General features: G+C 57.6%; 14 protein-coding genes. 6 read left to right on the plus strand and 8 right to left on the minus strand.

The window, feature by feature from the left end:
- Window positions 1–24: 24 nt before the first annotated feature.
- The 5 genes from uraD to ACUNV4_RS02260 are packed head-to-tail and all read left to right on the plus strand — an operon-like array spanning window position 25 to window position 4,090.
- Entirely contained in the window at window positions 25–564 is a 540-nt protein-coding gene (gene uraD / locus ACUNV4_RS02240; RefSeq protein ID WP_430876857.1) for a 2-oxo-4-hydroxy-4-carboxy-5-ureidoimidazoline decarboxylase, read from the plus strand.
- Between the two features lie 23 nt (window positions 565–587).
- Window positions 588–1,580, plus strand: coding sequence for a TRAP transporter substrate-binding protein (locus ACUNV4_RS02245; RefSeq protein WP_430876858.1), 993 nt, complete (start codon window positions 588–590; stop codon window positions 1,578–1,580).
- A gap of 13 nt (window positions 1,581–1,593) precedes the next feature.
- A complete protein-coding gene (locus ACUNV4_RS02250; RefSeq protein WP_430876859.1) occupies window positions 1,594–2,070 on the plus strand; it encodes a TRAP transporter small permease in 477 nt (158 codons plus the stop codon).
- Window positions 2,067–3,347 carry a TRAP transporter large permease gene (locus ACUNV4_RS02255; protein ID WP_430876860.1) on the plus strand — a complete coding sequence of 427 codons (1,281 nt, stop codon included), beginning with the start codon at window positions 2,067–2,069 and terminating at the stop codon, window positions 3,345–3,347. The genes ACUNV4_RS02250 and ACUNV4_RS02255 overlap by 4 nt, the downstream gene beginning before the upstream one ends.
- Window positions 3,347–4,090, plus strand: coding sequence for an aspartate/glutamate racemase family protein (locus ACUNV4_RS02260; RefSeq protein ID WP_430876861.1), 744 nt, complete (start codon window positions 3,347–3,349; stop codon window positions 4,088–4,090). The genes ACUNV4_RS02255 and ACUNV4_RS02260 overlap by 1 nt, the downstream gene beginning before the upstream one ends.
- Window positions 4,091–4,132: 42 nt before the next feature.
- Here the strand turns inward: ACUNV4_RS02260 and ACUNV4_RS02265 are convergent, their stop codons facing one another.
- The 8 genes from ACUNV4_RS02265 to ACUNV4_RS02300 form a co-directional block, all read right to left on the minus strand.
- Complete coding sequence (locus ACUNV4_RS02265; RefSeq protein WP_430876862.1) at window positions 4,133–4,909, minus strand: ABC transporter ATP-binding protein; 777 nt, start codon at window positions 4,907–4,909, stop codon at window positions 4,133–4,135.
- A 2-nt stretch (window positions 4,910–4,911) separates the two neighbouring features.
- Complete coding sequence (locus ACUNV4_RS02270; protein ID WP_430876863.1) at window positions 4,912–5,745, minus strand: ABC transporter permease; 834 nt, start codon at window positions 5,743–5,745, stop codon at window positions 4,912–4,914.
- Between the two features lie 24 nt (window positions 5,746–5,769).
- Window positions 5,770–6,780, minus strand: coding sequence for an ABC transporter substrate-binding protein (locus ACUNV4_RS02275; protein WP_430876864.1), 1,011 nt, complete (start codon window positions 6,778–6,780; stop codon window positions 5,770–5,772).
- A 231-nt stretch (window positions 6,781–7,011) separates the two neighbouring features.
- On the minus strand, window positions 7,012–8,493 hold the full coding sequence (locus tag ACUNV4_RS02280) for a sulfatase family protein (protein ID WP_430876865.1): 1,482 nt from the start codon (window positions 8,491–8,493) through the stop codon (window positions 7,012–7,014).
- Window positions 8,494–8,520: 27 nt separating this feature from the next.
- A complete protein-coding gene (locus ACUNV4_RS02285) occupies window positions 8,521–9,243 on the minus strand; it encodes a FadR/GntR family transcriptional regulator (protein WP_430876866.1) in 723 nt (240 codons plus the stop codon).
- Window positions 9,240–10,736 (minus strand): tripartite tricarboxylate transporter permease, encoded by a 1,497-nt coding sequence (locus ACUNV4_RS02290; protein WP_430876867.1) that lies wholly within the window; start codon window positions 10,734–10,736, stop codon window positions 9,240–9,242. Before ACUNV4_RS02290 ends, ACUNV4_RS02285 begins: the two co-directional genes overlap by 4 nt.
- Window positions 10,737–10,765: 29 nt before the next feature.
- Window positions 10,766–11,296 carry a tripartite tricarboxylate transporter TctB family protein gene (locus ACUNV4_RS02295; protein ID WP_430876868.1) on the minus strand — a complete coding sequence of 177 codons (531 nt, stop codon included), beginning with the start codon at window positions 11,294–11,296 and terminating at the stop codon, window positions 10,766–10,768.
- Complete coding sequence (locus ACUNV4_RS02300; RefSeq protein WP_430876869.1) at window positions 11,297–12,295, minus strand: Bug family tripartite tricarboxylate transporter substrate binding protein; 999 nt, start codon at window positions 12,293–12,295, stop codon at window positions 11,297–11,299.
- A gap of 170 nt (window positions 12,296–12,465) precedes the next feature.
- Between ACUNV4_RS02300 and ACUNV4_RS02305 the strand changes: the two genes are divergently transcribed.
- Window positions 12,466–13,935, plus strand: a complete 1,470-nt coding sequence (locus tag ACUNV4_RS02305) for a sulfatase-like hydrolase/transferase (RefSeq protein WP_430876870.1) — start codon at window positions 12,466–12,468, stop codon at window positions 13,933–13,935.
- Window positions 13,936–14,123 lie beyond the last annotated feature (188 nt).

The following is a 14,123-nucleotide window of genomic DNA, read 5'->3' on the forward strand; positions in this document are numbered from 1 at the left end:
CCAGCCACAGAAGGTGTCCCGATCATGTCTCCTGAGCTTGCCAGTCTGAATCGCGCTTCTCGTACTGAAGCGGTTCGACGAATGACTGCACTGGTTGAGCGATCAGCCTGGGTGGCTGAAGCGGCGTTGGACGCCAGGCCGTTTCAATCGGATGAATCCTTGACGGCCGCTCTGGTGGAAATCATTCTGAATGCGACTCCGGAGAAACGACTCGCCCTGTTCAATGCGCATCCGGAGCTGGGCGGGCGTGATGCGACAACTGGACGCATGACGCTTGCATCGACTGGTGAACAAGGTCGTCTTGGACTTCATCTGTTGACAGGAGAAGAAGCCAGCCGCCTGTCGCAACTCAATGAAGACTATCGCAAGAAGTTCCAGCATCCATTCATCATTGCCTTGCATCGAATTCCCGAGCGCGCCATCTTGTTCGAACTGTTTCAGTCTCGTTCAAAGGCCTCTGCCATCGAAGAGCATATGACCACTCTGGCCGAAATCACCTCGGTCATTCGTTCCAGAAGTCGTGCCGCGTTCGGTTTGACCGACCTGACTGTTCCTCTCAACTGAAATACCATCCTCGGAGATTTTCCATGAAATCCTTGCTTACCGTTGTCGCATCATCCGTACTTGCATTGTCCGCAACATCATCGATGGCTGCTGAAAGAATCCGTGTTGCCGGGAATTTCGCGGCAGAACATTCGTCATCAATTGCGATGATGAAATTCGAAGAAGAACTGGAAGCACTATCGGAAGGTGCTTTCGAAGTCGATATCTTTCCCGCACAGCAATTGGGTGGTGCTGCAGAAAATGTGCAGGCGGTCAAGATCGGTGCCATCGAGCTGATGTGGGTGGGCACTGCCTACCTGACACGCACAGTGCCTGAGCTCGAGATCATCGGCTTGCCTTTTCAGTTCGAGAGTCGAGAGCAGGCATTTTCTGTTGTTGACGGGCCCGTTGGAGTTGCTCTTGACGAGAAGATGGCTGCTGAAGGAATGACTTCACTGGGGTATATGGAGCTGGGCTTCAGGCAGCTGACCAATAACGAACATCCCATTGAAACGGTCGATGATATTGCTGGCTTGAAGATTCGCCTGCAACCGAACGAGACGCATCTTGCAACCTTCCGGGCGCTTGGCGCCAACCCGGTGGCGATGGACGTCAAGGAATTGTATTCTGCGCTGGAACAAGGTGTGATAGACGGTCAGGAAAACCCTTTCGCCATCATCAACGTGGCAGGCTATCCTGAAGTGCAGAAATACGTATCCAACACGGGTCACTTTTTCGACTTCATTTCCGTGGTGGCAAACCGCAAGTGGTTCGACCAACTGGATGCAGATTCCCAATCCATGGTCACGGCTGCAATGAACACGGCAATCGAGTATCAACGAACCATGGCTGAGCAGCAGGATGCCGAAGCTCTGGAGAAGCTGACCGATGCCGGCATGACCTACACTGAAGTATCGCCAGAGCTGGCCCATGATCTGCGTGAGCAGACGGCTGATGTCGCCAGTGAGACTCGTGCCCGGCTGGATGCTGACCTTGTGGAACTGCTCGATGCAGAGTCTGCCAGCCTGCTTCAATAGGCAGCAATTGACGATGACTCTGATCTCCCGATGTCTCGGGGTCGCAGATAGCGGTGCACGTCTGGCAGTCATGACAGCAACGGCAATCATGGTGGTTGTCGTGTCTGCTCAGGTCGTCATGCGCTATGCCTTCAACGGATCATTCGACTGGGCCGATGAAATTTCCAGACTGGCATTTGTCTGGGCAATTTTCCTCGCGATTCCATTAGGTGTCAGTCAAGGCAGCCATGTGGGCATTCGTTTGCTGGTGGAGCGTTTGCCGGAAAACCTCAATAACTTGATTCAGCGGCTCATGAATCTGTTGGCAGGGATGATGATGCTGGTTGTTTTTGGTGGCTCCATTGTCGTGGCGCAGACTACCTGGTCTGAGCGGCTGGGCTCCATCGACATCACATCCAGCGTCTTTTTCTTCCCCGTCATTATCGGCGCGGCGCATTCGGCGATTCACTTGTTGGTGGGAACATTCGCACCACGGGTATCAACATCATGAGTCTGTACGTCATCGTCTGTTTTCTGGTACTGGCCTTTCTGGGCATGCCCCTGGCGTTTTCCCTCGGGGTATCGGCTCTGGCCGGCCTGTGGTTATCGGGAATAGACCTGCTGGTGTTGCCTCCGCGACTCATGAATTCGGTGAATTCCTTCCCTCTGATGTCAATTCCCTTGTTCATGGTTGCAGGTGAGTTGATGCTCAAGGGCGGCATCATGGAACGGTTGGTGGATCTTGCGAATGCCTTCATTGGTCGCGTCAGAGGGGGGCTGGCACAAGTAGCCATCATATCCGGCGCCGGCCTGGCGTCGGTATCCGGCGCAGCTGTTGCCGATGCTTCTGCCTTGTCATCGACTTTGGTGCCGTCGCTCGAAAAGCAGTATGGACTGGGATTTTCCACCGGTATTGTCGCGGCGGCGGCCAACCTCGGTCCCATCATCCCGCCATCCGGTGCCATGATCGTCTACGCCTTCATGGCCGGATCGAGTGTTTCGGTTGGGGGCATGTTCATGTCGGGTGTCGTCCCCGGGTTGATCCTCTTCTGTCTGCTCATGGCCTTGTGCTGGTTGATTGCCTGGTACCGGGACTACCCGCTGGCGGGAGAAGAGGTGACATTGCAGAATATCGTGAAACAGCTGAGGCGATCGCTTCTGGTATTCATGATGCCGGTGATTGTCATTGGTGGCATCGTGTTCGGTGCGTTTACTCCGACAGAAGGGGCCGCGATCGGGGTTTGTTATGCACTGTTCCTGGGATTCTTTGTCACTCGCAAGCTGAAGCTTGCAGACTTGCCTCAGGTACTTCTGACTGCCGCATCCACGTCGGCCATGGTTGGGGCAATGATAGCCTTTGCATCGACAGTAACCTTTCTGTTCACGATCGATCTGTTGCCATTGAGGCTGGCGGGATTGATGCAGGGAGTCACAGACAGCCCATTTGTTTTTCTGTGCCTGGTGTCGCTCATGCTATTGGTGGTCGGCATGTTTCTGGAATCGAATGCGGCTTATATCATGCTGGTTCCCCTGTTCCATCCCATTGCCTTGCAGTACGGCATCGATCCGCTGCATTTCGGTTTCATATTTGTACTCAATCTGGTGATTGGCATGTTGACGCCACCGGTGGGAGTGGTGCTGTTTGTGGTTTGCGGTATTACCGGCGTCCGCATGGGTGAACTGGTGCGGCAAAGCTGGCCATTCATGGCCGCGATGTACGCTGTGCTGGTTCTGTGTATGGTATTTCCCGCTGTGGTTACCTGGTTGCCCGAGAGGCTTGGCTACTGATGAAGCTTCTGTTGCTCAATCCCAATACCAGTGTCGCTCTCACGTCGCGTCTGGAAGCGTCTGCAAGACAGGTGCTCTCGGCCGAGGCGGAGCTTGTGACCTGTACAGCGCGTGAAGGCTTCCCCTACATTTCGTCAAGAGCGGAGGCCCAGCTGGCAGGAGCCGGTGTATTGTCCATACTTGCCGAAAGGGCTGGCAGTTACGATGCCGCTGTTATCGCCGCATTCGGCGACCCCGGACTCTCCGCTGCTCGCGAGTTGTTCGATTGCCCTGTTACCGGCATGAGTGAGTCTTCCATGCTGGCGGCCTGCTCAGCGGGCGAACGATTTGCCTTTGTGACTTTCTCCCCGTTGTTGGCTCCATGGTATACGGAACAGGTCACCCGATGCGGTCTTGGCAGTCGTTTCGCGGGTGTTTTCCATCCGGATGACTCGTTTGGTGATATAGCAACGGTGGCAGAGGACCTTGCTTCGCAATTGACGGAGTTGTGTGTCCGTGTTGCCAGCTGCGCGGATGTCCTGATACTGGCCGGAGCGCCGATTGCCGGGTTGGCGCCTGGCATCCGTGAAGATGTTCCCGCGTTGCTGCTCGATCCACTGCAAGCGGCAGTGACGGGGGCCGAGCAACAGTTCAGTTTGTTTCCGCAAGGGGCAAACCGTGGAAGTTTCAAGCGACCGCCGGGAAAGTTGTCAACGGGATTGCCTGGAGATCTTGCCGATCAGATAGCGAGGTGCAAGCTCTGAAACCATGGTTGTCGGGCAAATGACCGGATTACCGACTTGGCCTCAAGTCTCGCTCAGAACATCGAACAGGCGTCGCTTCTCACCGAGAAATTCGTCGGACATTCTCAGTTTTTCGGTGCGTGGCCTTGGGAGTTCAACGTGCTGAACCTGTTTGATGCGGCCCGGGTTGCGAGATAGCACGATGACCATGTCGGACAGAAATATGGCTTCTTCCAGGTCATGGGTGACAAACACCACAGTCGAACCAGCCTGCTGCCACAATGACAACAATTCGGACTGCATCGTTGCCTTGGTCTGCGCGTCCAGTGCTCCGAAGGGTTCGTCCATCAGCATGACATCCGGCTTGTTGGCATAGACCCGCGCCAGGTCCACCCGTTTGCGCATTCCGCCCGACAGCTGTCTGGGATAGGCGTTTTCCCAGCCGTCCAATCCCACCAGCTTGATCCATGCATCGGATTCGATCTTTCTCTGTGCCTTCTTCACGCCGCGGACCTTCAGGCCGTATTCGATGTTGTCTCTGACGCTCAGCCAGGGAAATACGGCGTCCTGCTGAAACACCATGCCGCGACTGGCATGGGGGCCGTCGACCACATTGCCATCAACTCGAACCTCTCCCAGCGTCGGTTGTGTCAGCCCTGCCATGATGCGCAGCAGGGTTGACTTGCCACAACCGGAGTGTCCGACAATGGAGACAAAGCGACCCTTGGGTATGTCAAGGGAGACGTTGTCGAGCACATTGATGGTGCGCTCATCGTCCGCCAGAGCGAACTCCATGCCGATCTGGTCGATGGCAAGCATGCCCAGAGGTGGGTTATTCATGTCTACTGGACCTCCGACCACTGGCCGATGCGCTGTTGGATGTTACGAAAGATCCTGTCCATCGAGAATGCCAGAATGCCGATCATGATGATGCCGGTCATGACCAGGCTGGTGTCGAAGAAGCGACGGCCGGACTGCAACATGAACCCCAGACCCGATTGAGCCGCTACCAACTCTGCGGCTACCAGGGTTGTCCAGGAAGCTGCCATGGCAACGCGCATGCCTGCGAAGATGAAGGGAATCGAATAGGGCAATGCGACGGTACGAAACACGGTCAGGGGACTGGCTCCCAATGTCTGCGAGGCCTCCACGTAGACTTTGGGCACTTGCTTCATGCCTGAATAGGCATTGACGATGCAGGTGAGGAAAGAAGCCGCCACGATGATGAAAATACGGGAAAACTCGCCTATGCCGAACCACAGGATGACCAGCGGGATATAGGCCAGTGGCGGGATGGGGCGCAGGCACTCGACAATCGGATCGAACACGTATTCAACATACTTGAACCACCCCATCAAGGTACCCAGCAGTATGGCAAGGCTGGTACCGATCAGATATCCGATCAGCACCCGTTGAAGACTGGCCCAGGTAGCGGTCAACAGTGTGCCGTCCAACAGCTTTTCCACAAAGGTCGAGAAAATGAGCTGTGGTGGCGGTGTCAGTATGGCGTTGGCAGTGGGCAGATTGGAGATGAAAGTGTACAGCAGTGCCACGGAGCCGAGACTGATGGTGCCGACAAGCACCTTGAGACGGCGTTCTCTGGTGGCAATCTGTGCGGGGCTGGCCGCTACACGTCTGGAAAGACGATCCGTGCCGCCCAATACTTGCTCTGTCATGGTCAGGACTCCGCCAGTACCGAACTACAGACCGTCAATGACCCGAGGGTCCAGCAGAGTATCGAAGTCCGGCAGAGAATCCAGAATGCCCACCTCCTGCAGAAACTCGGATTGCTTCTTCAGCATGTCGGCCAGTGTGCCATCCGTATTGATCTGCTTGACCTCATCCACGTTGAAAAACGTCAGGGCGTCGATCTGTTGCTGTACCTGTTCTGCTGTCAAGTTGGCTCCGACGACCTTGTTCAACCAGTTCTGCAGGTCCAGGGCTGCGGCTTCGGCGGTGTCAGGGGAGGTGAAGTAGGGCACCGACTTGCCGTGGAAAACACGTAGTACCTTCTGGATGTCCTCGAGTCTTGCGTCGATGATCTTGCCGGGGGCTGCCCACAGGTCGAAGACGAAGAAGGGGTCAGTGAAGTCACTGGTGGCAAACAGTACCCTGGAATCCTTGCGGGCTTCCAGTACGCGGTCCAGTGCAGAAGGTGCAGGCGCGAAGGCATCGATGCGACCGGCGATGAAGGCACCTTGTGCATCGAGCACTTCCATCTGCACCAGATCGACGTCATCGGTGGTCATGCCGTGCTGTGCCAGAGCCTGGCCGACGATGTAATGCTGTGTGGTGGCCCAGGGAATGCTGACCTTCTTGCCACGCAGTTCCTCGATGGAGTCGATACCATTCTGCGAAACGATTTTCGAGGGACCCGACACATCGGCTACCACGGACAGCACGCGCAAGTCCATGATCTGTTGAGCGGCGGTGCGCAAGGTGGGAACACCACCCAGTGCGCCGATGTCGATGCTGCCACCGATCATGGCTTCAAGCAGTGGCGGCCCGCTGTCGAACAGTACCAGCTCCACGTCGACACCTTCCTCCTCGAACCACTGTTGCGCTTCGGCAACATTGATCAGACCGAAGGAGGTGAACTGCAGATAGCCCACTTTCAGAGGATCCGCCATGGCGGTGGCCGGACCTGCTGCGATTGCACAGGCTGCCAGGATAGCGCCCGCGGTTGAAAGAATTCGTCGTCTTGTCAGCATGGTGTTTCCTCTTCTTGTTGGATGGGTGTGCGAACAGATCTCCGTCCTGTGCCCAGTCGAACTCCGGCTGGGCCGGATGGTGTCATTCGATATGAGTAGGTATTGACGGCTTGAGCATCGTGCTGAGTGAGTCCGTCCCGAGGGCAGTGCTCATTCCGGTGTTGTGGCAATCGTTGAAGTCGGCCAGGTTCCGCCGGCGGGGAGTCCGAACAGAACGGACTCCCCCGCGGTTCAGGGCGTATCGAGCTGCATGCCCGGGTGATTCATGGGACCGGTGTCCACGGCACGGCGTCGGGCTGCTCGTGTACGCACGGAGGTGTCGATCAGCCACTCGCGCATCACGTCCAGCATCTCCTGTTTCTTCGACGCCGCTTCCGGTTTGTCCCACAGATTGCGCTTTTCACCCGGGTCGTTGACCAGGTCGAACAGCTGACCGCAACTCAGGCCCTTGAAATGCACCAGTTTGTGGGTGGCAGAGCGCACCATGGTCAGGTACTCGGCACCCGTCAGGTTGACATCACCGCCCTGTTCACAGAATACATGGCTGCGTCCTTCGAATTCTTCACCGACCAGGGCAGGATTCAGTGATTCCGCCTCGAAACTCGGATCCGGGGTCAGACCTGCCCATTCGAGTATGGTGGGTCCAAGATCGAACAGCTGGACCAGCTCATCGACATCGCGACCTTCGGCGAACCGCCCGGGAGCAGAGATGATCAGTGGTACGCGCGTCACTTCATCATATGGCGCCCACTTCTGGCTCAGGCCGTGATCGCCGAGACAATCCCCGTGATCGGATGCGAACACGATGATGGTGTTGTCCAGTCTGCCACGTGCCTCGAGCGTATCGAGAATCTGACCCACTTCACGATCGATCATTTCGACATTGGCACAGTAATATGCCCGCATGCGGTGCAGCTGTTCGCGGGTTGGCTCAAGGCTCCAGGCCACCGAATCATGATCGACTTCAACATCGTGATGACGTTTCTCGGTGAATACGGGAGGCAGGTTGGCGAGATCCTCTTCGGTGACCTCTGGCAGGGGAATGTCGCGGTCCATGTAGCGTTCGATGTACTCCGGCGTCGGGTCATACGGCGGATGCGGGCCGGGGAATCCGACGACCATGAACAGCGGCTTCTCCACAGGCTTGCTCTGCAGCCACCAGCGCGTCATGCGTCCGACAAAGACATCGGAATGCAGTTCTTCCGGTAGTTCCCAAGGGAATGCACCCAGGCGTTCCCGGTAGTCATCCCGCTTGCGGTATTCCTCACGCTGCTGCTTCTTCACCCCGTGAGCGGCAAGTGCCTTGTCCCATTCATCGAAGTAGTAGCGTCCTTCCAGAAAGCGGTCCTTGTTCTCCACGACGTAGCGTTCATCGAAGCCTGCCGGTGCATCGTAGGGAATGGTGTGCATCTTGCCGATGTTCACGGTCTGATAGCCCGATTCCTGCAAGCGTGACACCCAGGTCTTGTTCCAGGCCTGGCCATTGGCATGTACCCCGTTGCTGTGGGGGTAATAGCCGGTGAACAGGCTGGCTCGGCAGGGAACGCAGCTGGGCGCGGTGACATGACACTGGGAAAAATTGACTCCCCGTTTGGCGAGGCGATCCAGGTTCGGCGTGTCGACATGATGGGCGCCCAGCGCATTGATGGTGTCGTAGCGCTGCTGATCGGTCATGATGACCACGATATCGGGTTTTTCGTTGTTGTCTGTCATGTTGTCATTCTGGGTTGGAGTAGGTAATCAGAGTTGCAGATCGAAGAAGCGCTCTTCCATCACATCGATATGACCTTGCATGGCCGTGGATGCGGCTTCGGGCAGTCGTCTCTCCAGCGCGCGATGAATCACGCGGTGATCGCTGATGGAGCGGCGGCGGTTGGCGGTGCTGCGGGTCTGGTCATACCAGCGAATCCACATTGTGGTGTTGCGTTGCTGCCACAGATGGCCGACGAACTGTTCCAGCAGACGGTTGCCCGATGCCTTGGCAATCAGGTGATGAAACTCGGCATCGGCACGGTCGAAACGCGGTACATCATCGAGTGCGGATTCCATGGTTTCGATACAGCGGCCGATCTGCACGATCTCGGCATCACTGGCGCGGGTGGCAGCCAGATAGGCTGTCTGTGCCTCGATGAGCCGGCGGGATTCGAGAATTTCGGATGGGCTGGTCTCATCGGCGGCAGGTGATGCGACAGTTGCATTCTGGCGGACGTTGTCACCCAGAACGAAGACACCGGAGCCGACACGAATCTCCACCAGACCCATCAGCTCCAGCGCCAGGACGGCTTCACGTACCGTGGTTCGACTGACGCTGAGTGTCGAGGCCAGTTCACGCTCGGGCGGCAGGCGCTGGCCGGCAACGAACTCGCCGTCAGTGATGCGTTGCGCAAGATCTCGGGCGATCTGTACATAGCGTCGTTCGTCCGGTTCGGCCTTGTCGAGCACATTGCTGGAGATGGGCTTCATGCGTTGGCTCCCTGATGCTTGTGGTGGCGGCGACGGGCCACCTGGCTCATGATTATCGGCCACAACAGAGTCAGAAGAGCGACCAGCAGAAAGGTCATGGCATAGGGACGTGTAAGAATCTCCGCGACATTGCCGTCGGACATCATCAGCGAGCCGCGCAACTGTTCTTCGGCAATGGGACTGAGGACGAAGCCGATGACAAACGGGCCGAGCGGTACCCGGGCGATCTCCAGACCCAGTCCGATGATGCCGAAGGCGACCATGACCCAGACGTCGGTGAAGTTGTTGTTGACGGCATAGGAGCCGACAACGCAGAACACGAGGATGGTACTTAGCAGCCAGGCGCGCGGTATCTGGGATATGGCAGCGATGTAGCGTACGGCGTTCCACATCAGAATCAGCATGATGATGTTGGCCACCAGGTAGGCAGCGATGATGCCGTAGGCCACCTCGGGCGCATTCTGGAACAACAGAGGGCCGGGTTGCAGACTGTGTATGGTCAGGGCGCCGATCAGGATGGCCTCGGTAACGCTGCCGGGTATGCCCATGGTGATCAGCGGTATGAGGGCGCCGCCGATGGACGCATTGTTGGCGGTTTCGCCGGCAACCACCCCCGGCTCGTGGCCGCTACCGAACTTCTCCGGTGTTCGCGAGAGTTGCCGGGTAGTGGTATAGGACACCAGTGCTGCGATATTGGCGCCGATACCCGGTAGCAGACCTATCCAGGTGCCGATGACTGAAGAGCGCAGCATGTTGGGGCCGAAGGTCAACAGATCCCTGGCCTGCACGGGCAGTTTCTGCTTCGGCAGATTGATGGGGGCGGATGTCTTGATGGGAGCTGCCGACTCGCGCAGAATCTGGCTGATGGCAAAGGCACCGATCAATACCGGCAACAGGCCGAAGCCGGACAGCAGCGCATCCATGTCGAAAGTCAATCGTGCGCGGCCGATGGAATTGTCGATACCCGGCAAGGCAAAGGCCATCCCCAGTGTTGCCGCCATCAGGCCTTTCACGAGCGAGCCCTGGGTCAGCGAGGCCAGCATCACCAATGCCATCATGACCAGGGAAAAGTATTCCCAGGGACCAAACTGCAAGGCGAACCTTGCCAGGGTCGGCGACATGCCGGCCAGGAATATCCAGGAGATGATACCGCCGACAACCGAGGCCATGATCCCCAGCGCCAGTGCACGCTGCGGCTGACCATTCTGAGCCATCGGGTATCCGTCGAAGGTGGTGACGATGGATGCGGGCGTGCCCGGCATGCGCAGCAGAATGGCCGTGATCAGACCGCCCGAGATGCCGCCGACATACTGTCCGATCAGCAGCGTGATGGCATTGACCGAGTCCATGTGGAAGGTCAACGGCAGTGTCAATGCTATCAGCATCGAAGCGGTCAACCCCGGTATGGCACCGACCACGATTCCCAGAGCGGTTCCGAGAAACAGGAACAGCAGGTTGTCGATCTGGAACAGGGTAATGAATGCGTCAAGCATGTTCTGGAGTCCGAAGGCAGTTCATGGGGTCAGCCGAGATCGACGTACAGGAAGCGTGTCATGACCAGGTAGAGGCAGGCGGCCAGCAACAATCCGAACAGGGCAAACTTCCACAGCGCCTGTCGCCGCTGCTGTGACAGTGTTGTACCAACGATGCTCACGAATACAGCGGTGACCGGAATGAACGGCCATTGCAGAATATCCAGCGCTGCGATGTACAGAATCAGCGATGCGAAGACAACGGCGCCACGCAGTTGTCCGGTCAGAACGGGTTCCGTGCTTTCCGGCTCGGTGCCTGTCTCCGTGTCGGCCGTGGCATTGGCAGTCGGTGATGCGCTGTCCCCATTGTCGGCAGACTTGCGCAGTTGCAATATCGCCTTGATGGCAATGATCAGAGCGAACAGAACCAGCAGCCCGCCGAGAATTCTCGGCAAGGCTGCCGAGCCCATGGGCTCGAAGCGCGGCGGTGGTAGTGACGAGGCCCCGAGAAACAGCAGGCCGGCGCCTGCCAGAACGGCAAGCACCAGAACCAGATCCACCCAGGCATGATGCAGACGCATTTACTTGATGCTGTCCGCAACCGGCTTCAATGCCTTGAGAGTCTTCTGCGCATCGGCCATCGCCGATTCGCCATCCATCCAGTAAGCTTCCAGAGTGTTGGCCTTGAAGTACTCGATGATTTCCGGATCGGCGATGGCTTTTTCCAGCGCTCCGGCCAACTCGGCAACGACATCATCCGGCGTGTCTGCCGGTACCAGCCACCAGTTGGGGTTGGCCCAGCTGACGTCAAGGCCCAATTCGCCGGCAGTGGGGACATCCGGCAGTTCGGGCAGACGTTCGCGACCAAAGTACACCAGCGCCTTCAGGCCGTCTCCCTGGCCAATGAATTCCGATGCGGCAAACAGTGAGATATCGGCGTTACCACCGAGAACGAGACGCAGGCGGTCAGCGCCGCTGGAGGCGGTGACATACCGTGTCTCGAAACCGGCTTCATTGGCCAGCATGGCCCCGACGAAGTGTGGAATGGTGCCGATGCCGACAGCCTCGACCAGGCTGCGTGGTTCGGCTTTCAGGGCGTCTATCAGCTCTGGCAGTGTGTTGTACGGGGAGTCTTCCCGTACCACCCAGACGGGACTGCCACCGCCGGTATAGCCCACGGACTTGAAATCGTCGAGCGTGAAATCACCCAGTTGCATGGCGATGGAGATCAGTAGCTGGTGGTGCCAGTGCACGGCAGTGTGACCATCGGCGTCTCCGCGCCGCATCTGGTTGACGGCATTGGCACCGGCGCCGCCATCGGCGTTGAGAACGACCATGGGTTGAGACAACCAGCCCTTTTCCTGAATCTTCTCTCCCAGCAGACGGGCCACGGTGTCGGTTCGACCACCGGGCTTGAATGGCACGATGACGCGGATGGGTTTGGTGGGGTAGCTGCCTTCGTCAGCCAGTGCCAGTGTGCTGGTGCCGCTCAGGGAGGCGGCGAGCAGTGCGCCCACGGCAACCTTGCAGGCACGGCCGAGCACGTTGCGGCGTCGTGTCGGATCGTTTGTTGTTGTCATTCGGGTCACGGCATGAATTCCTCTTTTCGGTAGTGGCTGGACCAAAATACCTATCAACAGGATTATTGTCTAGACCAATTTTGAAATCATGCGTAAAATGAGATCCAATGTGGTGCAGTTGCGTGTTGCTGCACTCGTTGGTGAAATACCGCAGATATCGGAGGAAGGGCGTGACCGAAACGAACAAGGCAGCAGGCAGGAATCTGGTCATCATCATGTCCGATGAGCACAATCGTGACTGGTCCGGCTGCTATGGCCACGCTCTGGCTCGAACTCCGCACATCGATGCATTGGCAGCCCGAGGCACGCGATTCAGCAGTGCGTATTGCAACAGCCCCATCTGTGTGCCATCACGAGCAGCGTTCGCCACAGGGCGATTCGTGCATGACACCGGGCACTGGGACAATGCCTTTCCCTATGCCGGTTCGCCCACCTCATGGCATCAGCTGGCCCGTGAGGCCGGCGTGCGCTCCACGTCCATCGGCAAGTTGCATTTTCGGGGCGGGGATGACAACGGCTTCAGCGAAGAGATCATTCCCCTGCACGTGGTCGACGGCATCGGCGACGTCAAGGGAGCCATCCGCGATCCACTGCCGGCGAAAAAGGGCTGCGATGCTCTGGCCCGTGATGCCGGCCCGGGGTTGAGCGAATACGCGCGTTATGACTTCCAGATCCGTGACCGTGCTGTCGACTACTTGAAAGCACGTGCGCTTGAGCAGTCTGATGGCGAAAGTGCGCCGCCTTTCGTGCTGTTTGTCAGCCTGGTGATGCCACATTTCCCGCTGATTGCACCGCAGGATTTCTACGATCAGTACGCAAATCTGAGTCTTGACGAGTTGACCGACACACTGCAAGCCCCGTCAGTGGACCACCCGGTGTTGCTGGAACTGCAGAAGTACATGAACTACGACGAATACTTCGATGATGAGAGTCGTTCAAGAGCCTTGCGAGCCTATCTGGGCATGGTGTCCACGATAGATGCCATCGTTGGCGACATCACCTCGGTGGTGGAAGGGAGTTCGCTGAGCAACAATACCTGCATGGCCTACACCTCGGATCATGGCGACAATCTGGGCAATCGTGGTCTGTGGGGCAAGTCGGTCATGTATGAGGATTCCGTTGCGGTACCGCTGATACTGGCCGGCCCCGATGTGCCGCAGGGGCATGTCTGCAGCACGCCCGTATCGCTGGTGGACTTCCATCCTACGGTGCTCGATGTACTGGGTATCGAAAGACCCGCGACGGATATGGCAGACACGCTTCCCGGTTGTTCACTGCAACAGCTTGCCAGCACGCCCGACGAACCGGAAAGGGCGGTATTCAGCGAGTACCACGCCGCCGGTGCCTGCACCGGCATGTTCATGCTGCGCTGTGGTGCCTTCAAGCTGGTCGCTTATTCGGGCTATGCCCCGCAACTGTTCAATCTGGAGGATGACCCGGGGGAAGTCAGGGATCTGGCTGACCAACCGGAATATGCCGCTGTGTTGGCCAGCCTGCGCGAAGCCATGGCTGCAATCTGCGATATCGAGGCTGTCAATCGACAGGTGTTCGAGCAGCAACAAGCACTGGTGGAGCGTCACGGTGGCCGTGATGCGGTGCTGTCAGGGACGGATATTCCGCATACGCCGGCACCGGTGTAGCAATTGCTTTCAAAGGCAAGTGACAAGGCACCGGCAACATGGCTCGGTTGGGTGCGACCGAGCCTCAAGACGCATTTTGCCTTGCAAAATACAAGCATGACCCGCGGGTACTTTTCAGGCAAGGTCAAGCCATAAACTAGACTAATTGCGAGTTTCTCAGGCGAAAAAGTGATAGGTAATCGTCATAA

Source organism: Granulosicoccus sp. 3-233 (genome assembly GCF_052681095.1).

Excerpts from the sequence above, each read along its gene's own strand:
- uraD (WP_430876857.1), top strand. The coding sequence starts at position 25 with ATGTCTCCTGAGCTTGCCAGTCTGAATCGCGCTTCTCGTACTGAAGCG.
- ACUNV4_RS02245 (WP_430876858.1), top strand. The coding sequence starts at position 588 with ATGAAATCCTTGCTTACCGTTGTCGCATCATCCGTACTTGCATTGTCC.
- ACUNV4_RS02250 (WP_430876859.1), top strand. The coding sequence starts at position 1,594 with ATGACTCTGATCTCCCGATGTCTCGGGGTCGCAGATAGCGGTGCACGT.
- ACUNV4_RS02255 (WP_430876860.1), top strand. The coding sequence starts at position 2,067 with ATGAGTCTGTACGTCATCGTCTGTTTTCTGGTACTGGCCTTTCTGGGC.
- ACUNV4_RS02260 (WP_430876861.1), top strand. The coding sequence starts at position 3,347 with ATGAAGCTTCTGTTGCTCAATCCCAATACCAGTGTCGCTCTCACGTCG.
- ACUNV4_RS02265 (WP_430876862.1), bottom strand. The coding sequence starts at position 4,909 with ATGAATAACCCACCTCTGGGCATGCTTGCCATCGACCAGATCGGCATG.
- ACUNV4_RS02270 (WP_430876863.1), bottom strand. The coding sequence starts at position 5,745 with ATGACAGAGCAAGTATTGGGCGGCACGGATCGTCTTTCCAGACGTGTA.
- ACUNV4_RS02275 (WP_430876864.1), bottom strand. The coding sequence starts at position 6,780 with ATGCTGACAAGACGACGAATTCTTTCAACCGCGGGCGCTATCCTGGCA.
- ACUNV4_RS02280 (WP_430876865.1), bottom strand. The coding sequence starts at position 8,493 with ATGACAGACAACAACGAAAAACCCGATATCGTGGTCATCATGACCGAT.
- ACUNV4_RS02285 (WP_430876866.1), bottom strand. The coding sequence starts at position 9,243 with ATGAAGCCCATCTCCAGCAATGTGCTCGACAAGGCCGAACCGGACGAA.
- ACUNV4_RS02290 (WP_430876867.1), bottom strand. The coding sequence starts at position 10,736 with ATGCTTGACGCATTCATTACCCTGTTCCAGATCGACAACCTGCTGTTC.
- ACUNV4_RS02295 (WP_430876868.1), bottom strand. The coding sequence starts at position 11,296 with ATGCGTCTGCATCATGCCTGGGTGGATCTGGTTCTGGTGCTTGCCGTT.
- ACUNV4_RS02300 (WP_430876869.1), bottom strand. The coding sequence starts at position 12,295 with ATGACAACAACAAACGATCCGACACGACGCCGCAACGTGCTCGGCCGT.